Raw genomic sequence first — 20018 nt, forward strand, 5'->3', positions numbered from 1 at the left:
GTTTACTCTGACCCCACTTTTTCAGGTTATACCGAGCGAGTAGCCACGGCTGGCGGGATGGCGGCGGCGCGACTGGCGGGACCCAGCACTGCAAGCTGGCCCAGTAACCACAATACCGCCATGCCAAAGGGAAGGTAATACCAATCCAGCCGTTGCATTTCAAAGTTATTCACCAGCACCATATTCAGCCCGAGTGTCAGGGCCAGCCCCAGAGCAATACCCATGGAGCTGATCAGCAGGTTTTCCAGCATAAAATAGCGCAGGATATCACCTTTGGTGGCGCCCAGCGCCCGGCGGGTACCGATCTGCTTGCGGCGTTTGTTGACCGTAAAGCTCGACAAGCCGACGATACCGGCGGCCGTGACCAGGGTCAGTGTCAGTACAACAATAAGCAGAATTTTGATCATAGCGCTGTGACGGCGATAGCTGCGCTCGCGGGTGTCTTCGATGGTGGTCAGATCGCGAATAATACGGCCCTTGTTGCTGTTGGCCAGCATTTCCTCTATCTGTGGCATCAGCGAATTCCGCTGCCCTGGTTTGGTACGGATCAGGTAATTGGCCGAATTAAACAGGGTCTGTTCCGGGCTGAGCATGGCCCGCTCAACAGAGCCCCAGCCAACCCAGGGCGCCTGTAGCTTGTCGATAATGCCGATAATGTTAATTGGCTGATCATCATTGATATAAACGGTCTTACCGACCACTTCCTCAATGGCTGATTCAGGAAACAGCGCCTCAGCCATGTCCCGGGTGATGATAATCACATCGGGCCAGGTGCGGGCGGCGGGTTCACGCCAGCGAATCTCCTGCTGATTGAAATTTCGCCCGGCAATCAGTTCCACATCCAGGGTGTTAAGCCCGTGCTCATCCACCATATATACCGCCACACCGGTACCGTCGAACTCTTCTCCGGGCTGAGTCTGCAGGCCCATTGACCAGCCACTGCCGCTCATGGGCACGGCGTTGGTCTGGATGGCATCCACCACACCGGGTAAGGCGCGCAGGGCAAGAAGATCCTCCTGTGTTGTGTTTTGCGGGTTATAGTCATCGGCGAAGCCAACGGAAGTCAGGTAGAAACTGTTGGCTTCGTCGAGCCCTGATTCACGAGCCATCAGTTCGTTGCGCTGCTGAATGATAAACACCGCATTGACAATAATGGTCATGGTGACCGCAATCTGAATGGCGATCAGTATCGCACCGGTTTTGTTGCGCAGCATGGCGCGCAGAATTGGACCAAGATCTCGCATGATGGCTCCTACTGACTCTTAAGTTGTTGTGAGGGATTGACCTGACAGGCGCGCCAGGTGGGATAGAGTCCCGCCAGTAAGCTGGCGATCAAGGCCAGCAGCAGTGCCAGTAATACCAGAGGTAAATCCAGTGAGGTGAGGTTGTCGGCAAATTCGCCATACAGGGCACCGACTCCCTGTAAGCCGAGTAATGCCAGCGCCAGCCCAAGCAGACCGCCAAGCAAGCCAATACTGCCCGCCTCAAGTAAATGCTGGATAAAGACCTCTTTGCGGGATGCTCCAATTGCCCGGCGCAGCCCGATTTCCGGTGCCTTGGCACTGAACTTGGCCAATAACAGGGCGATGGTATTAAGCAGGCAAACGGCGAGGAACATAAAGCTCAGCCACAACATAATGCGGGCGTCATCGGCTACCACTTCCTGAATTTCCATCCACTGCATGACATCAGAGAGCCGGTTGTTTAAGGGGCGTGGGAAGCGACCGAGCTCTTTCTGGGTATTCACATAGTTGTTCAGAAAGGCCTGATACTCAGCTTTGTCACCGGCATCGGGCAGCTCCACCCACATCTGGAAATTGACACATTCAGACAGCAAAAAGCCCTTAAAGCCAGGCTCTTCGGGCTCTTTCCAGCAGTTAACATTGCCGCTAGAATCCAGTTCCAGCGGCATTTTCAGGCTCAGCGGCATAAACAGATCTTCGCTGGTATTAAAGGCGCCGGTGGTAAGGTCATAGAAACGTGGCACGGGTTGCCAGTGATCCAGCACCCCCGCCACGGTAAACAGATTGCCGGTGATGCGCAGTGTCTGGCCGGTTGAATCACTGCCGCCGAAAATCTTATCATTCATGGCCTTACTCAGTACCACCACCTGGCGCTCATTAGCATCATCCTCGGCGGACCAGGGACTGCCGTATAAAAACGGCACCTCGAACATGGCGAAAAAGTCCTGATAGGTCAGACGGATAGAAGCATTAAAGGGTTTGGCATCGGCATCAGCAGGTTCTACCACGCCTCCCGAACTGGCCATGGCTGCCTGCCGGTAAGCGCGTTTTGCGGCCATCAGATTGGTGGCATCGGTCCAGGTCAGCTGATCCGGTGGCAGGTTGCGCTCGTCGCGGCTCTCATGGGGATCCCAGCTGTCTACCTGCACATAAAATAACTGGTCACTTTTTTGCGGGATGGGATCCGCCGACATCAGATAATTAACGGTGATAATGGTCATACAGGCGCCAACACCCAGTCCGATGGCTAATACCATCAGGCCACTGAGCAGCGGGTTGCGTTTAAGGCTCAACAGCGCCAGTTTCATATAGTAGCTAATCATGATCAGGCTCCGCTGACCAGGCGAGCTTCGGCCAACTGGCCGGTGCTGGCGATATTGCTGATCTGGCCATCGCGAACGTAGATCTGTCGATCCGTTTGTTCGGCCAGCACCGGGTCATGGGTGACCATGATAATAGTGGTACCGGCGGCATTAATCTCTTTGAGCAAGTCCAGTACGCTGGCTGCCATGGCCGAATCCAGATTACCTGTGGGTTCATCGGCGAGTAAAAAACGCGGCTGGCCGGCCAGCGCCCGTGCGATCGCTACCCGCTGCTGCTGGCCACCGGAGAGCTGTGAGGGTAAGTGCTTACTGCGGCTGGCCAGGCAAACTGTCTCGAGGCTTGTTTCGATACGCTGTTTACGTTCGGATGCAGGCATTTTGCGGTAGCGCAGCGGTACGTCGACATTGTCGAACAGATTCAGATCGGGGATCAGATTAAAGCTCTGAAAGATAAAACCGATTTTTTCATTACGCAGCCGGCTGCGGGCATTATCCGACAGGTGACTGATGTCCTCGTCGTCGAGAAAATACTGGCCCTGATCGAAGGTTTCCAGCAAGCCGGCGATGTTCAAAAAGGTGGTTTTTCCTGAGCCGGAAGGGCCGGTGACGGAGATAAATTCGCCTTCAGCCACCTCCAGGCAGAAATCTCTGAGCGCGTGAGTGGCCACCAGATCGGTGCGGAATACTTTACTGATATGTTGCATTTTTAACATCGGAATTTCCTTATTGGGTAATAAGTACAGTGTCTGCACCACGGAACTGGTCGGTGCCTGAAATGATAATGGTGTCGCCTGGATTAAGGCCGTCGAGGATTTCCACCGCATTGAGGCTGCGGGCACCGGTCTGAATTTGTTGCTTGGTGGCGATCTCACCATCGACCAGATAGGCTATGCGACCGCTGCCCGTTTCCAGAAACTGGCCCCGCTGCACCATTAGCACATCGGCTTTGTTTTCCATCAGCAGGCGGGTGGTCAGGCGCTGATTCTGGCGCAGGCCTTGTGGCATTTTCTCGCTAAAGCGCACCCGGCCGGTAACCTGATTATTTTCAATTTCCGGCGAAATGGTGACCAGGGTGGCTTCATGGGTCTGGCCGTTAAGATTAACCTGTGCCTGTACACCAATGCTGAGGTCATCGGCATAGCTTTCGGGAATGGCCACTTCCAGCTCAAACTGGCTGAGATCCACCACGCTGAGCAGCGGCTGGTGACGACTGACCTGATTTTTCTCTGCCACTGCCAGGTTGCCCACTATGCCGTCGACGGGTGAACGTACCGTCAGTTCCTGAACCTGGCGCTCCAGGTCTTCCACTAACAATGTCTGTCGGGCCAATAGAAGCTCCTGGGTGCGGATCTCGAAACTGAGCTTTTCTTTGTCCAGCGCCCCATCCTGTAAGGCATGCTGATAAATTAGTTTTGCATTTTCCAGATCATCCTGAGCTTTTTCATAATCAAGCTGGCTGATGCTGTTAGTACTGTAGGCCTTATCGGCGCGGCGCTTCTCGCGATCGGCGGCGGTCAGCGCCACTTTCGCCATGTCCACGGCTTTTTGATTGGCAAGCTGCTGTTTTTTGGACTCAATACGCTGGCGATCCAGCTCAATCTGCTGGCTTGCCAGACCCGATTGTTGCTGTTTCAGCTGATTACTCAGTTCCGGGCTGTCAATCTGTGCCAGTATCTGCCCTTGTGACACGCTGTCACCGGCATCGGTCATCAGTGTCACGGTACCGTCGGCGGGGCTGTAGAGGGTCGGGCTGACTGCGGCAACCACCCGCGCCTGTACCGACAAATCCCGTGTCAGATCCCCCCGTGTTACCGTAGCCAGGCGTAAGCGCTCCGCTGGTACACTGATATCGGTGGTGCTGTAACTCTGAACTTTGGGAATCGCTAATAACAACAGGCCGGTGATAACCAGCGCCGCAATTGCTCCCCAGATATACAGTGGGCGTCTGGACGGCGCAGCCAGCAATTCATCCTGACCACTGGTATCAGCTATTTTCATTCTTGTCTCTGATTGATATGGGTTTCAGGGTAAGTCGCAGGAAAAGATGAAAAGGTTTATCTGAGGCGGAAAAAATGTCAGATAAAAAAAGGCCGCCTGAGTGGCGGCCTTGTTGCGTGGTTAAGCTAAATGCAGATTATTCTTGTGCTGGTTTCACAAACTTCAGTGTCATTCTGTCGCTTTCGCCTATGGCCATGTAATGGTCTTTGTTTTCTTCACCTAAACGCAGGCTGGGAAGCAGGGTCCACACGCCTTTAGGGTGGTCCGCAGTATCCATAGAGTTGGCATTGATATCCGATGAGGCGGCCAGTTCAAAGCCGGCATGTCTGGCTGCGTTTAACACTACAGCCTCATGCATATAGCCACTTTTTTCCATATCTTCTGCCGGACGATCGGCGGGCAATCTGTGCTCCACCACACCCAGTACGCCGCCTGGTTTAAGCGCTTTGTAAAAAGAGGCGAATACCTTATTCAGGTTTTCCTCGCCACCCCCGCGCATATACCAGTTGTGCACATTGCGGAAGGTCAGCACTCTGTCAGCGCTGCCAGCGGGGGCAAAATCCAGTTTTTCTGGTGGCTGAAATACACTGACCTCTACCTTGCCATATACATCCTGATTTCCATTCACTTTCTGCATAAAATTTTTCAGTGAACGCTGGTAATACTCAACGTCAGAATCGGGATCAAAATGGGCAGCAATCAGCTTGCCGTTGTCTTTTAAGTAAGGCGCAAGAATTTCTGTATACCAGCCACCGCCCGGGGCGATTTCCACCACCGTCATATCCGGCTGAACATCGAAGAAACGCAGGGTTTGCTGTGGATTACGGTACTCGTCTCTGGCCTGGTAAGAAGCCGTACGGTGCTCACCCATCGCCGCTTGTTGTAGCTCATTGGCCTGGGTCAGTGGTGATGCACCGATTAATACTGTGGCACAGATACCACAGAGTGCTTTTATTTTATTCATATCCTTCTCCTTTGGTTATTATTGAAATCACTTACGTACCTGATATTGATTCGGATCCTATTATTACTCTGCTTCATTTGTTGCCCTGCCTTTTTCGTCCGAAAGGGAATAAGACGGGATAAACGGCATCAGGTAGTTAGCGCCAGCAATTCTCTGTATTCATCCAACGCGTACTGATCCGTCATACCTGAGACCATATCCTGTAACAAACGACAGCGATAATATCCTTCCCACAATATCATACGGCGGGGATCATCGTTGTTGTGCTGTTTCAGAGCCTGGCGATAGGCACTGACATGCTTATTGGGCAGCCGTCTGGCCAGTCTTGATTCAATCAAAAGATCGCGGTGTCCGCCACTTATCACCTGATTAAACTCAATCTGACTCAATTCCAGCAGCGGGCGATATTGGTTGAGTAACTCGGAGATAATGCGATATCCCTGTAATTCAAGGGTTTGCACTTCTTCCACGCTGAAGATATGTTTGATGGCGACCTGTTTGAAGGTTTCGATCAACTGATGACAATATGAATCATCTTCCAATAGTGCTCTGTTTAGCCGCCCGTAATAGATGTCTTCAATATTGGCAATAAAGCCTTCAGCAGCATGATGTACCAGCGGGTGGATAAGATTGACTCTGAGCCAGACAAAAAACTCATGAGCCTTGTTTATCGGCTCCTTGTCAGCCCGCTGAGTGACATACTCAATGACCTGTCGAAAACTTTTCGGCTTTTTACCCTCAGTGGCAAAACAGGGAATATCTGCCTTGCCCTCACCATCATCAAAGGTTGAGATCAACAGTTCCGCCAGCCGATGATAACTGAGCAGGCCTTTTTCAACGCCATCTTCGATATCTGCCAGACAATAAGAAATATCATCTGCCGCTTCCATCAGATAAGCCAGTGGGTAGCGACCGTTTTCAGTCAGCCCCAGTTGTTCACGCAGCGCACTGACAAACTCCTGTTCGGTCAGATAAAAGCCGGGTTTTTTATGCAGATAATCCAGTGCCGTTCCTTTAGCTGGCCGTGGCTGGTGAGCCGGACGGGTATATTTGAGAATGCAGGCGCTTTGCATATAGGTCAGGTTGAGGCCCAGCAGTGAATGAATAAGACGAACGGCCTGGGCATTACCTTCAAAGTTACTTAAATCGGCAATCAGTTTGTCTGCCAGAGGTTGTATGGCGGACTCTTTATTTCTGAACAGGGGGAATTCAGGCAGATGCTGGCGAAACCATTTGGTAATAGCGGCTTCACCAAAGTGGCCAAAGGGCGGATTGCCGATATCGTGCATCAGACAGGCCATTTCCACTAATGATTCGATGGCCCGCTCCAGGCCATCCAGCCCATAGGTTTTGGCGTCATCGCCGAGTTTGTCGAACAGGGTGCGAACGATAAAACGTCCTGTCTGCTGCACTTCCAGTGAGTGAGTAAGGCGACTGCGCACTGCGGCATTGCGTTCCAGCGGGAACACCTGAGTTTTTTGCTGTAAGCGGCGGATGGCGGCAGAGTTGATGATTCTGCCTCTGTCACTTTCCAGTGCCCGTTCGAGTTTGCGGATACTGTCAAATTCGCTGCTGCCAAAAGGCCTGCTCAGACTAATACGGTTGCGAAAGTTTATACTCATTCGGGCAGGTCCTGCTGGGTTGTTCAAACTGGAATATTGTGACATGGAGTAACGCGGGAAGATGACAGAATCGATTCACCCCTGCTAATCCAGGCGGATAAAAAACACCTGATAGACTCTTTCCTGCGGGTTGTGACTGATGGCGCTGATGACCCGGTAGCGATACTCTTCTCCGCCCTTGTTTGTCACACAGGCTTCCATACTGATTTTTTCCAGGTTTTTATCCTCAGCCAATTCCCATTCCAGCTCCCACTGACTGGCCACTACCGCACGGTACGCCGGATCCGGGTAGGCCAGTTGCCACCAGGCGTCTTTGTCCGGCATCTGTGTGAGGGTAAAACCAAACTCATCAATAAAAGCCTGATTAACAAAGGTAACTTTGTGATTGTTGCTATTTTCTGCCGGTTCACCAAGCAACGCCGGGAACGGCAGTTTCTGCAGGAATTGCTGATACTCTGGCTTATCCATAAAGTGGCGCCATCAGTTATTAATTTAATAGAGGCATACTAAAACCACATTGATCTGCATTCAACTGATTCATTTAAAGGTCAGTCCTGCCATACCAGTTGGCGGAAGTGATTGCGGCACATTGACACATATTTGTCGTTACCGCCCACATCCACCTGTGCCCCCTGTTTAATGGCCTGGCCGAATTCGTCCATGCGGACCACGAAGTTGGCCTTGCGACCACAATGACAGACGGTTTTCAGTTCCACAAGCTTATCGGCCCATGCCAGTAGGTAGTGACTGCCTTCGAAGGTTTCTCCGGCAAAATCGGTGCGCAGGCCATAGGCCAGTACCGGAATATCCAGCTCATCCACTACAAAGGTTAACTGGCGTACCTGCGCTTTGGTTAAGAACTGGGCTTCGTCTACAAATACGCAATCAATGGCCACTTTTTTATCCAGATTATGTATTTTTTCGAGCAGATGGGTGCTCTGGTCGTATAGCTGCGCCTCTGCTTCAAGGCCAATCCGGGATGCCACTTTGCCGCGCCCGAAACGGTTATCCAGTGCAGCCGTAAACAGCACAGCATGCATGCCTTGTTCGCGGTAATTATAAGCCGATTGCAACAGCGATGTGGATTTACCGGCATTCATCGCCGAGTAATAAAAATACAGTTGGGCCATACAGATTCCGGAGACAGGCGTAGTAACTAACAAGAAGCCTATTGTGCCGGTTATTGGCGTTTAAGAGAAGTTATAGGTAAAAGGGAGCGCTGCCGGCTCCCTTATCGTCAAGGCATAGACTATTTGAAATATCTTCGTAGTAATAACATTGTCAGCCCCGCACACAGAAGAAGCAACGGCGCTGGTTCCGGTACCTGCTGAACCTCAAAGTTAAACACCGTATCGTTCAGGCGGACATTATCGGCAAAGGCATGATAATCGCTGCCAATAGACGAACCTGCCCCAACACTGATACCAGCAACATAGGCCGATGCTGAATACCAGCTTGCGTCCATCCAGTCATTAATACTCTGATTTACCTGAGCGCCCGCTGATAATGTTACACCCAGACCCGTTTGCCAGCGCCAGAACGCATCATCACTGCCGGTGGTATACCAGGTTTCGCTGTCTGTGTTGCCATAACCATTGTTATACGCACCTTCCCAGATTAATTCACTGCGTTGACTACCGTCCCAGATATGCAGGCGCAGTGCTGGTGTGGCGTCGGGGTGCAGATTAGAAACGCTGTCACCGGCAATCATCCAGTCAAAACCAAAATCGAGCACGTCACTGAGTAACATCAGGTTTGAGCCCGGATCATAGAAATTTCCCAGCCCCACAAAACGGGTACGGTCACCGAATAGTTCCAGTGAACCATTGCCATCTTTGGCTCTGCTGTCGGTAATAGCACTGCTGCCGCCGCCACTGTTTTCACCACCCGGGTTGCCCCATTGCACTGTATCATCGTACACGATGGTATTGGCGTGCACGGCCATAGAGCCGGCAAGCAATGTAAGTAGCAAGTATCTTGTGATTTTCATCGATTCACCTTCTTGTTGTTTCTCATTTAGTGCGGAATATCACCAAGTCGCTGCTCGTGGCAGGAGTACAACGGTGTCAGTTTGCTTTAGAGCAAATAGTAACCAAGCAAGGATCAAACCAGTTAGACAACTCTTTTCAAATCAATAGATTATTCCGGGTGAGGGCAGGCTAAGGAATTTTTTGTTAAATAAACTGACACTGATATACGGGTTGAAAGCCGTTGAAAGGTTACCTTTTTATAAGGTTTAAGCGGACAGGTTTTTAGATCTGGCTGGCGCGCCCAAAATGTGAATTTCAGACTTGCATTGTTGTTAATTTCCACTATTATGACGATCCGTCAACAAATGACGAATCGTCATAATTATGAATTTCAAGCTTAATTGTAATAAACAAAATGACAGCACCTGCATACTGCAGGGCTTTAAGAACAAGCGCCAGCGAGCCTTTGCTGAGCGTGAGCAGGAACTGTTGTCCCTCGCCGAGGGCCTGATGGATAAACTGGGTTTTGCCGCCCTGACGATGGATAAGCTGGTAGCGGCCTGCGATTACTCCAAAGGTACGGTATATAACCATTTTTCCAGTAAAGAAGATCTGCTTTGCGCACTCTGCACCCGCAGTATGGAGACGGAGTTAGCCTTATTCGAACGGGCTATGACATTTAATGGTTGTAACAGAGAAAAGCTATTAGCGGTGTGTTTTGCTTACCGTCTGCATGCTTTGCTCAATCCCACCCAGTTCTATTGTGTACTGAGTGCCAAAACCCCAGCGGTAATGGAAAAGGCCAGCGCAGCGCGACTCGAGCATCAGCAACTACTGGAGCAGGCACTCGGTGAGGTGGGTGACAAAATTTTTGAGCAGGCGATGAGTAATGCTGAGTTACCGCAATCAGAACAACGAGCGGCCAGCCAGTTAACCTTTGCTGCCTGGGCGCTGATGTTTGGCAGCAACGCGCTGTTCAGTGCCGCCAGTGAAGCGCAGATGCTGCAACAACTGGATGCTGAACAGTCGATACTGCTGAATATTAACCTGTTGCTGGATGGGATGCAGTTCTCCCCTCTTAGCTCTGAACATGACTATGCGCAGAGCTGGCAGCGTATCTCAGACCAAATTTTTGCCGAAGAAGTGGCGTTAGTGAAAAGGAAAGTACGATGAAATCAATGTGGCTGAAGAGCATCCTGCAACATCCGTGGCTGATATTATTGCTCGGTGTTTTATTTATCGGTGCGTCCGGATATGGTGCCAAAAACTTGTATTTTCGTGGCGATTATAAGGTCTACTTTCAGCCTGATAATCCACAGATGCTCGATTTTGAACAGATGCAGGACGAGTTCAGCAAAAACGAAAATGCCAGCATCATTGTGGCGCCCCCTGAAGGGGAAATATTCAACCCACAAACTCTGAAACTGATATACGAGCTCACCGAAGCGGCCTGGCAAACGCCTTACTCTACCCGTGTCGATTCGCTGGCCAACTTTCAGCACACCCGGGCACAAGGGGATGATCTGATTGTAGAAGATCTGATCCTTGCCCCTGATTCACTCAGTGCCCGGAACATTGCGCGGATTGAATCGGTAGCACTGCAGGAGCCTAATCTGGTGGGTAAGATCATCGATTCCGATGGTCTGGCCAGCATGATCAACATTACCGTTCATATGCCGGAAGAGGATAAGACCGCCGTGGTTAAGGAGGTGGCGGATCATGTACGGGCACTGACAGACCAGTATAAGGCTGAGTACCCTGAGCATAAGTTTTATCACACCGGCATTGTGTTTATGAATGAAGCCTTCGCGGTGGAAGCGCAAAAAGATGTGGAAACACTGGTGCCTTTTATGTTTCTGGCCATCATTCTGGTGCTGTGGTATTTACTGCGCTCTTTTACGGGTACGCTGGCTACGTTGCTGGTCATCGTTACCACTATCGTGGCTACCATGGGGCTAACCGGTTGGTCGGGTATTTTCCTGTCTACCGCTACGGTTAATGCTCCTACTCTGATTATGACCCTGGCGGTAGCAGATTGTGTACATGTAATTTCATCCATGCTGTTTGCCTTGCGCCAGGGTAAAGATAAAGCTCAGGCTCTGCAGTACGCCATGGATATCAACCTGATGCCGATTTTTATCACCAGTGCCACAACGGCCATCGGTTTCCTGACCATGAATTTTTCTAACGTACCGATACTCGCTGACCTGGGTAATGTATCGGCACTAGGGGTAATGCTGGCCTTTGTATTCTCTGTGACGTTATTGCCGGCCTTGCTGATGATTCTGCCGATGCGGGTCGCCAGACAACAGCAGGCGAAAGGGCAGGGCATAGAAGCCTTTGGTGAATGGGTAATTCGCCATCACAGACGCTTACTGCCGGTGACGTTTGTGATTGCGATATTGGCAGTAGCTGCCAGCTTTAACAACAGCGTCAATGATATCGCTACCGAGTATTTTGATCAGAGTACGGCGTTCAGACAATCCACTGACTTTCAGGAAAAACATCTTAGCGGTATGTCCACCGTGGACTTTGCCATTGATGCGGGTGCGCCATCAGCCTTAAACGATCCACAGGTGTTACAGGCTGTGGAGGACTTCAGTCAGTGGCTGAGGCAACAGAGTGAGGTAGACCATGTGAGCACTATCTCTGATACCTTCAAGCGCCTGAATAAGAACATGCACGGCGACAATCAGAGCTACTACCGTTTACCGGATAGCCAGGAGCTGGCGGCTCAGTATCTGCTATTGTATGAGATGTCACTGCCGTACGGGCTGGACTTGAACAATCAGGTTAATCTGGATAAATCCGCCACCCGGGTGATGGCGACCATGAAAAATCTGGGCAGCAAGGAATTCACGGCTTTCGAACAACGGGCCATAGACTGGATGGCGAAACGAGCGCCGGAGCTTTCCGTTACCGCTGCAAGTCCGTCACTTATGTTTGCCCATATCGGTGAGCTGAACATGAACAGTATGCTTAAGGGGACAGTATTAGCACTGGTGTTGATTTCCGGATTGCTGGTATTTGCCCTGCGTTCCTGGCGCATGGGCCTGATCAGTCTGCTGCCTAACCTGCTGCCTGCCGGTATTGGCTTTGGCATATGGGGACTGATGTCGGGAAACATTAACCTGGGTCTGTCAGTGGTACTGAGTATGGCACTGGGTATTATTGTCGATGATACGGTGCATTTTCTGAGTAAGTACCGTTACGCCAGAGGGCAGGGAGAGAGTCCCGAGCAAGGCGTACGCTATGCATTTTCCAGTGTGGGCAGAGCATTGTGGGTGACAACGTTAGTGCTGGTGATCGGATTTTCGGTACTATCGCTATCATCCTTTTCCCTGAATGCCGATATGGGATTGTTGACAGGGATTATTATTCTGATGGCTTTGGCGGTGGACTTTCTGTTCTTACCGGCATTTTTAATGGTATTTGATAAGCAACATACAAGCAAAGAAGGAGCAGAGGGATGAGTCGCATGCAATCCATCAGGCAGGTGAGTGGCCTGATTATTAGTTTACTACTATTAGCATTGCCGGTTCAGGCACAAAGTCCTGAGCAGAAGGGATTAGAAATCGCCAAGGAACGCAAAGCCAGAGACCGAGGCTGGGGGGATTCCCGGGCGGAAGCCAGTATGATTTTGCGTACCGCCAGTGGCCAACAGATTGAGCGGAAGATGCGTATGCTGTCACTGGAGATGCAGGATGATGGCGATAAAGGCCTGACCATTTTCGATCAGCCTGCGGATGTAAAAGGCACTGCCTTTTTAAATTATTCCCATGCCATTGAACCTGACGATCAATGGATGTATCTGCCGGCACTGAAACGGGTCAAGCGCATTTCCTCAAGAAACAAATCGGGGCCATTTATGGGCAGCGAGTTTGCCTTTGAGGATTTAAGCTCCTTTGAGGTGGAAAAATACCGGTACAAGTATTTGCGTGATGATAAGATCAATAGCCTGAACAGCTTTGTGGTGGAACAAACCCCGGCCTATGAGCACTCCGGCTATACCAAAATGATTGTATGGATAGACAAGGAACATTATCGTGCCCACAAGATTGAATACTACGATCGCAAGGGCAGTTTATTGAAGACCCTGACCATGCATGATTTTGAACTCTACCTGGATAAATACTGGCGGCCAATGAAACTCTCAATGGTGAATAACCAGAACCGCAAGAGCACGGACCTGATCACCCATGAGCTTCAGTTTCGAACCGGGCTGGATGAAAATGATTTTAATCAGTCGACCCTGAGGCGAGTTCGTTAGAGCACCGAAACACGAGGACACGAGCAGCGTGAAAAGGACACTTGTTACACTCTGTCTGCTGGCCAGCTTTACTGCGCTGGCAGATACTCAGACTTACCTTAAAGCAGCCATTGAGCAGCGCTTCTATTTTCAGGATGCGTTATATCCACAGCAGCACAATAGTGATATTTCGGTGTTTGTGGAGCCAGAGCTTTATTACAGCTGGAATCAGGGCACGGGCAGTATCAATATCAAGCCCTTTGTGCGCTATGACAGCCGCGATTCAGAGCGCACTCATTGGGATTTACGTGAACTCGTGTGGATGCAAATTGGCGATGAATGGGAAATGCGCGCCGGTATCAGCAAGGTGTTCTGGGGCCAGACCGAGTCTCAGCATTTAGTGGATGTAATCAACCAGACGGATTTTGTTGAAGCCATCGACGGCGAAGATAAACTTGGCCAGCCAATGGTGCAATTTTCGTTAATCAAAGACTGGGGTACGCTCAGTGCCTTTGCCTTGCCCTATTTTCGTGAACGCACTTTTGCGGGAGCTGATGGTCGCTTTCGCAGCCCAATTGCGATAGACACCGACAACCCGCTATATGAATCAGATGACGAAGAAAAAAACCTGGACTGGGCGCTGCGTTATTTTCAGTATTTTGGTGATGTGGAAATAGGCCTGTCGTATTTCGACGGTACCAACAGAGAGCCGGATTTCATCCCCCAGCCAGGCGAGGATGGGATGAGTCTGAGACCTTATTATGGGCAGATGCAGCAGACCGGACTGGATATGCTGGCCATTGCGGGCGGCACTTTGTATAAACTTGAGGCCATTTATCGCCAGACTACAGATGAAGATTTTTACGCCTTAACGGCGGGTTTTGAGCATACCAGTGTCGGGGTATTGAATAGCCCCTATGATATCGGCTGGCTTATGGAGTACCAGTACGATGAACGCGGTGAACAAGCCACCAGTCTGGGTCAGAATGACGTGATGCTCGGTAGCCGTATTGTATTTAACGACATTGACGGCACAGAAGTGTTGATCGCCTATGTGCAGGATCTGGATGAAACCAGCAGTCGATCCGGTTTTATTGAAGCCTCCAGCCGGATCAGTAACAACTGGAAATGGCGGGTCGATGGCTGGTTCTTCAGCTCAGATACACAAGATGAGCCCACCTACCTGCTGCGCAGGGATGACTATATCCAGTTTAGTCTGGAGTATTATTTCTAGTAGAGGAAGCCGTCTGCATAAAACTCACCGCAGAGACGCCGAGTACGCGGAAATTTAACATGACGGTTCTCTGCGCCCTCTGCGCCTCAGCGGTGAATATCGCTTTTCCTGTGTTTAGTTACCCGCAAAAGAATTACCACCACAGAGGCACAGAGAACACAGAGATTATAAGGGCTGTTATTCTCCGCGTCTTAGCGCCTCTGCGAGATCAAATAAAGAAAAGCAGGGTGATCTCGCAAAGGCGCAGAGGTGTTAAAGGTCACCCATTTTTTAAACCTCTGTGCCCTCCGTGTCTCTGTGGTGAAAAAGCTTTTGTGCTCTTAGTGGTTAAATCTCAGAATTCAGCCCTATGCGAAAAAGCGCGTATTCAGATACAGATGTACCACTACCCCTGCCGCGTAACCAAGCAGGATCACCGGTGCCCATTTCAGGTGGCTGGCAAAAGTATAGTAGCCTCTTGCCTGACCCATCAAAGCGACGCCGGCAGCAGAACCGATAGACAGTAAGCTGCCTCCTATACCGGCGGTCAGGGTGATCAGTAACCACTGGCCGTGAGACATCTCGGGCATCATGGTCAGTACCGCATACATTACCGGAATATTATCCACCACAGCTGACATGAGCCCCAGTACGACGTTGGCGATGGTCGGATTCCAGCCGTGATAGAGAAAGTCTGACATAATCGACAAATAGCCGATAAAGCCGAGACCGCCCACACACATCACCACACCGTAGAAAAACAATAAGGTGTCCCACTCGGCCCGGGCGACCCGGCCAAACACATCAAAAGGCACCACAGAGCCTAAACGGGCAAGTTTTTCCTGATCCCCTTCCCGTTCTGCCATAGCCCTTTTACGGGCCAGCGAGCCGGGCAGGGTCACGCGCAGGAAATAACCGAAGAATTGCAGATAGCCCAGCCCCATCATCATCCCCAGCACCGGTGGCAGATGCAGGGTGGTTTTTAATACCACGGCGGTGGCGATAGTGAGTAGAAACAGCCCCAGAATACGCAGTGCCCCACGTTTCAGTTCCACTTCTTCGCTGAAATTGGCGGGTTTTCTGTCTTCAATAAACAAAGACATGGCCAGCGCCGGTATCAGGTAGCTGATTAGCGCAGGCAGAAACAGAGCAAAGAACTCGGTAAATTCCACCACATTGGCCTGCCATACCATCAGCGTAGTGATATCGCCAAAGGGACTGAAAGCGCCGCCGGCATTGGCCGCCACCACGATATTTACACAGCTCATGGCGATAAATTTCTTATCACCGTCCGCCACTTTCATCACCACGGCACAGAGTAGCAGGGCGGTGGTGAGGTTATCGGCGATGGGAGAGATACAAAAGGCCAGAATACCGCTGATCCAGAACAGCTGTTTATAACTGAAGCCCTTTTCCACCATCCAGGCCCGCAGGCCGTCAAACAGGCGCCGCTCTTCCAGGGCATTGATATAGGTCATAGCCACCAGCAAAAACAGCATCAGTTCGGCAAATTCCAGCAGGGCGTGACGAAAAGCGTCGGTACTCTGTTCGGGCATACCGGCGGCGGTATATTGCCAGGCGACCAGGGTCCAGATAAGTCCGGCGGCCACCAACACAGGCTTGGATTTGCGCAGATGGATTTTCTCTTCCAGCATCACCAGCACATAGGCCAGTACAAAAATCACGATGCAGGCGAGGCTGGCGGTGGTCAGGGTAATATCCAGTGTGCCGGTAGCGGCAAAAGCGGCAGGGCTGACCAGGATAAGAAACATCGTGGCCAGGAGTATAAGGCTCCTTTGACAGTTCATGAGGTTGTGTCCCGAGTAGTTAAAAAAACTGGTGCGGCGAGCAGGCGCTGCGCCGGTTCGCTGAATTCTTAATATCGACTGTCGTTATATCTGTTACTTTTGCAGGTGGCTGGCTTGTAGCTTGTTATTGATTCTGGTTGGATTTTAAGCTCTGGAATCACCTGTCTGACGGGCGCGGAGTATACAGAATCAAGGGGCTTGGTTCAATCGTGACTTTAGTCTGAAGGGCATTTTACCTACAGATGGGAGGCATTACAGGGTAGGGTTCAGATTGAACCTCGCCTTATATTTACCGCACCGGCTGAGTGGTTGGTCAGCATAGTGATCAGCGTTTGTACTTCACTGGCCGCCACAGCCAGTTGCATGCTTACCTGTTGCTGGTAATCAGGTTCATTGGCCTGAACATCGTATTGACTGAGAATATGGCGTACCTGTGATTCCAGCGCATAATCAAATTGCAGTTGCAGCAGCTCGCGAGACACAAATGGGTGAGACGGTATGTGTTCCAATACGCCCGATACAGCATCGGAATAGGCCCGTTGTAATCCGCCGGTACCAAGTTTAGTGCCACCAAAATAACGCACCACAGCCACCACTACCTCACCCATACCGGAATATTGCAGCACCTTAAGCATCGGCATGCCGGCGGTGCCACTGGGCTCACCATCATCGCTCATCGACATCACAGTGGTATCCGGCGCGCCGGCGATATAAGCCCAGCACACATGACGGGCTTGTGGATGGCGCTCGCGGACAGCACGGATAAAGTGCTCTGCCGCATCCCGGTTGTCAGCATGTCCGGCGTAACAGATAAAGCGGCTGCGTTTAATCTCTGACTCAAATTCAGCCGCTGCGGATGGGATCAGATACTGCGTAGCGGCCAAGATCAGGCCTTCAGATACGTAGCGTGAAAGCGCAGATGTTGTTCGATAAAGCTGGCGATAAAATAGTAGCTGTGATCATAACCGGGGTGATAGCCAAACTCTGCCTTGACGCCGGTTTTCTCGCATATTTCCTCCAGCGGTCTGGTAAGGCGTTGACTCTCCAGAAAGTTATCCGCCAAGCCCTGGTCGACTTTAATCGGTAACTGCCAGTCTCCTCGCTTGTTTGCCAGCAAGTGGCAGGCATCATATTGTTGCCACTGTTGTTTATTCTCACCCAGATAGGCACTGAAGGCTTTTTGACCCCAGGGGCAATTAACCGGGTTAACAATAGGCGCAAAAGCCGACACCGAAGTGAAACGGTCCGGATTGCGCAGCGCCAGCACCAAAGCACCATGCCCGCCCATCGAATGGCCACTGATGGCAGACTTTGAAATGTTAAACTGCTGTTCAATCAAAGCAGGCAGCTCTTCGGCAATATAGTCATACATCTGATAGTGGCGCTGCCAGGGGGATTCTGTGGCATTGACATAAAAACCGGCGCCCAGGCCCAGATCATAAGCGCCGTCTTCGGCATCGGGCACACCTTCTCCCCGTGGACTGGTATCGGGGATCACCAGCATAATTCCCAGTTCGGCGGCAACACGCTGTGCCCCGGCTTTAGCCGAAAAATTCTCATCGGAGCAGGTCAGCCCCGAAAGCCAGTACAGCACCGGCAGGGGCTGATCTTTCTCTGCCTGTGGCGGTAAATACACCGAGAACTGCATTTTGCAGTGCAGCACCTGTGAGTCATGCTGAAAACGCTTTTGCCAACCATCAAAAGATTTAACGGCTGAAATTTCAGTAAGTTGTGTCATAAAATCACCTTATTTACCACAGAGGCACGGAGAACACGGAAATTATAAGGGCTTTTATTCTCCGCGTCTTAGCGCCTCTGCGAGATCAAACAAAGAAAAACAGGGTGATCTCGCAAAGGCGCAGTGGCGCAGAGGTGTTAAAGATCCCCATTTTTAAACCCTCTGTACCTTCTGTGTCTCCGTGGTTAGTTCGTTATGTCTGCCCAATGCTGGATTCCGCTTCGATGCAGCCAGGCTACAGACTTATTCACCACAGAGTCACAGAGAGCACGGAAATTATAAGGGCTTTTATTCTCCGCGTCTTAGCGCCTCTGCGAGATCAAACAAAGAAAAGCAGGGTGATCTCGCAAAGGCGCAGTGGCGCAGAGGTGTTAAAGATCCCCATTTTTAAACCCTCTGTACCTTCTGTGTCTCCGTGGTTAGTTCGTTATGTCTGCCCAATGCTGGATTCCGCTTCGATGCAGCCAGGCTACAGACTTATTCACCACAGAGTCACAGAGAGCACGGAAATTATAAGGGCTTTTATTCTCCGCGTCTTAGCGCCTCTGCGAGATCAAACAAAGAAAAGCAGGGTGATCTCGCAAAGGCGCAGTGGCGCAGAGGTGTTAAAGATCACCCATTTTTAAACCTCTGTGCCCTCCGTGTCTCTGTGGTGAATTATTTTCAATAATGAATCACGCTGCGAATAGATTTACCTTCGTGCATTAAATCAAAGGCCTTGTTGATATCCTCAAGGCCCATGGTGTGGGTAATAAAGGTATCCAGTTCGAATTCGCCGTCCATATAACGCTGCACATAATCGGGCAACTGGCTGCGGCCTTTAACGCCACCAAAAGCGGTACCGCGCCATACCCGGCCGGTGACCAGCTGAAAAGGGCGGGTGGAGATTTCCTGGCCGGCGCCGGCAACGCCGATAATCACCGATTCGCCCCAGCCTTTATGGCAGCACTCCAGTGCCGAGCGCATCACATTAACGTTACCGATACACTCGAAGGAAAAGTCCACGCCGCCGTCGGTTAGCTCAACGATGACTTCCTGAATCGGCTTGTCATAATCTTTGGGATTAACGGTATCGGTGGCGCCGAGCTGGCGGGCAATATCGAATTTATCTTCGTTGATATCGATGGCGATAATCCGCCCCGCTTCAGCCATGCGTGCACCGATCAGCACCGACAGGCCGATACCACCGAGGCCAAATACAGCAACGGTGTCGCCTTTTTGTACGTTGGCGGCATTGGTAACGGCTCCCATGCCGGTGGTCACACCACAGCCGAGCAGACAGACTTTTTCCAGCGGCGCGTCTTTAGGAATTTTCGCCAGTGCAATTTCCGGCACTACCGTATGCTCGGCAAAAGTCGAGGTGCCCATGTAGTGGTAAATGGGCTTACCGTCTTTGCTGAACCGGGTAGTGCCGTCGGGCATCAGACCTTTGCCCTGAGTCGCACGGATTGCCTGGCAAAGATTGGTTTTGCCGGATTTACAGAAAGTACATTCGCCGCATTCAGGGGTGTACAGAGGAATCACATGATCACCCACCTGAAGGTCCTTGACCCCTTCGCCTATGGCTTCTACAACGCCGGCACCCTCATGGCCTAAAATGGCAGGAAAAAGACCTTCAGGATCCTCTCCGCTTAAGGTAAAGGCATCGGTATGACAAACGCCGGTGGCGACAATACGCACCAGTACCTCGCCTTTTTGTGGCGGCATCAGATCCACTTCTTCGATGGTCAGGGGTTTGCCGGCTTCCCGGGCAACGGCAGCACGGGTTTTAATGGTTTGCATAATCAACTCCTGAATAAATAGAGTAGCAGTGCAATCAGTCTAACAACTTCAGGGAGGTTTGGATCATCAGTCAGCCCGAATCCCTGCATTTTGTCTGACGACTGTCTA

Annotated in this window: 17 protein-coding genes; 4 read left to right on the top strand and 13 right to left on the bottom strand. The window is 51.1% G+C overall.

Annotated features, from left to right (window positions below; translation table 11 throughout):
• Nucleotides 1-26: 26 nt before the first annotated feature.
• The 9 genes from CDA54_RS07595 to CDA54_RS07635 all read right to left on the bottom strand — a co-directional run bounded on the left by CDA54_RS07595 (nt 27) and on the right by CDA54_RS07635 (nt 9140).
• Nucleotides 27-1244 carry an ABC transporter permease gene (locus CDA54_RS07595; protein WP_099034395.1) on the bottom strand — a complete coding sequence of 406 codons (1218 nt, stop codon included), beginning with the start codon at nt 1242-1244 and terminating at the stop codon, nt 27-29.
• A gap of 8 nt (nt 1245-1252) precedes the next feature.
• Nucleotides 1253-2566 carry an ABC transporter permease gene (locus CDA54_RS07600; protein WP_099034396.1) on the bottom strand — a complete coding sequence of 438 codons (1314 nt, stop codon included), beginning with the start codon at nt 2564-2566 and terminating at the stop codon, nt 1253-1255.
• A 2-nt stretch (nt 2567-2568) separates the two neighbouring features.
• The gene (locus CDA54_RS07605) at nt 2569-3279 is read right to left on the bottom strand and encodes an ABC transporter ATP-binding protein (protein ID WP_099034397.1); all 711 of its coding nucleotides are present in this window, start codon (nt 3277-3279) and stop codon (nt 2569-2571) included.
• Between the two features lie 10 nt (nt 3280-3289).
• Nucleotides 3290-4564 carry an efflux RND transporter periplasmic adaptor subunit gene (locus CDA54_RS07610; RefSeq protein WP_099034398.1) on the bottom strand — a complete coding sequence of 425 codons (1275 nt, stop codon included), beginning with the start codon at nt 4562-4564 and terminating at the stop codon, nt 3290-3292.
• A gap of 136 nt (nt 4565-4700) precedes the next feature.
• Nucleotides 4701-5528, bottom strand: a complete 828-nt coding sequence (locus tag CDA54_RS07615) for a class I SAM-dependent methyltransferase (RefSeq protein WP_099034399.1) — start codon at nt 5526-5528, stop codon at nt 4701-4703.
• Between the two features lie 128 nt (nt 5529-5656).
• The gene (gene dgt / locus CDA54_RS07620) at nt 5657-7150 is read right to left on the bottom strand and encodes a dGTPase (protein ID WP_099034400.1); all 1494 of its coding nucleotides are present in this window, start codon (nt 7148-7150) and stop codon (nt 5657-5659) included.
• A gap of 84 nt (nt 7151-7234) precedes the next feature.
• Entirely contained in the window at nt 7235-7618 is a 384-nt protein-coding gene (locus tag CDA54_RS07625) for a PAS domain-containing protein (RefSeq protein WP_099034401.1), read from the bottom strand.
• 80 nt (nt 7619-7698) lie between these two features.
• The gene (locus CDA54_RS07630; protein ID WP_099034402.1) at nt 7699-8280 is read right to left on the bottom strand and encodes a thymidine kinase; all 582 of its coding nucleotides are present in this window, start codon (nt 8278-8280) and stop codon (nt 7699-7701) included.
• Between the two features lie 119 nt (nt 8281-8399).
• Nucleotides 8400-9140: a PEP-CTERM sorting domain-containing protein gene (locus CDA54_RS07635; RefSeq protein WP_099034403.1), complete on the bottom strand. Its 741-nt coding sequence runs from the start codon at nt 9138-9140 to the stop codon at nt 8400-8402.
• Nucleotides 9141-9504: 364 nt separating this feature from the next.
• Between CDA54_RS07635 and CDA54_RS07640 the strand changes: the two genes are divergently transcribed.
• Genes CDA54_RS07640 through CDA54_RS07655 form a run of 4 tightly spaced genes read left to right on the top strand, consistent with a single transcriptional unit; the run spans nt 9505 to nt 14603 of the window.
• Complete coding sequence (locus tag CDA54_RS07640; RefSeq protein WP_099034404.1) at nt 9505-10293, top strand: TetR/AcrR family transcriptional regulator; 789 nt, start codon at nt 9505-9507, stop codon at nt 10291-10293.
• Complete coding sequence (locus CDA54_RS07645) at nt 10290-12593, top strand: efflux RND transporter permease subunit (RefSeq protein ID WP_099034405.1); 2304 nt, start codon at nt 10290-10292, stop codon at nt 12591-12593. The genes CDA54_RS07640 and CDA54_RS07645 overlap by 4 nt, the downstream gene beginning before the upstream one ends.
• On the top strand, nt 12590-13390 hold the full coding sequence (locus CDA54_RS07650; protein WP_099034406.1) for an outer membrane lipoprotein-sorting protein: 801 nt from the start codon (nt 12590-12592) through the stop codon (nt 13388-13390). The genes CDA54_RS07645 and CDA54_RS07650 overlap by 4 nt, the downstream gene beginning before the upstream one ends.
• Before the next feature lie 28 nt (nt 13391-13418).
• A complete protein-coding gene (locus tag CDA54_RS07655) occupies nt 13419-14603 on the top strand; it encodes a hypothetical protein (RefSeq protein ID WP_180237145.1) in 1185 nt (394 codons plus the stop codon).
• A 347-nt stretch (nt 14604-14950) separates the two neighbouring features.
• Here the strand turns inward: CDA54_RS07655 and nhaD are convergent, their stop codons facing one another.
• The 4 genes from nhaD to CDA54_RS07680 form a co-directional block, all read right to left on the bottom strand.
• A complete protein-coding gene (gene nhaD / locus CDA54_RS07660) occupies nt 14951-16354 on the bottom strand; it encodes a sodium:proton antiporter NhaD (protein WP_373286089.1) in 1404 nt (467 codons plus the stop codon).
• A 302-nt stretch (nt 16355-16656) separates the two neighbouring features.
• Nucleotides 16657-17274, bottom strand: coding sequence for a YigZ family protein (locus CDA54_RS07665; RefSeq protein WP_099034408.1), 618 nt, complete (start codon nt 17272-17274; stop codon nt 16657-16659).
• Nucleotides 17275-17276: 2 nt separating this feature from the next.
• Complete coding sequence (gene fghA / locus CDA54_RS07670) at nt 17277-18128, bottom strand: S-formylglutathione hydrolase (RefSeq protein WP_099034409.1); 852 nt, start codon at nt 18126-18128, stop codon at nt 17277-17279.
• 663 nt (nt 18129-18791) lie between these two features.
• Nucleotides 18792-19910, bottom strand: coding sequence for an S-(hydroxymethyl)glutathione dehydrogenase/class III alcohol dehydrogenase (locus CDA54_RS07680; RefSeq protein ID WP_099034411.1), 1119 nt, complete (start codon nt 19908-19910; stop codon nt 18792-18794).
• Between the last annotated feature and the right edge of the window lie 108 nt (nt 19911-20018).

It is taken from the genome of Lacimicrobium alkaliphilum, assembly GCF_002591895.1.
Classification (GTDB): Bacteria; Pseudomonadota; Gammaproteobacteria; order Enterobacterales; family Alteromonadaceae; genus Lacimicrobium; species Lacimicrobium alkaliphilum.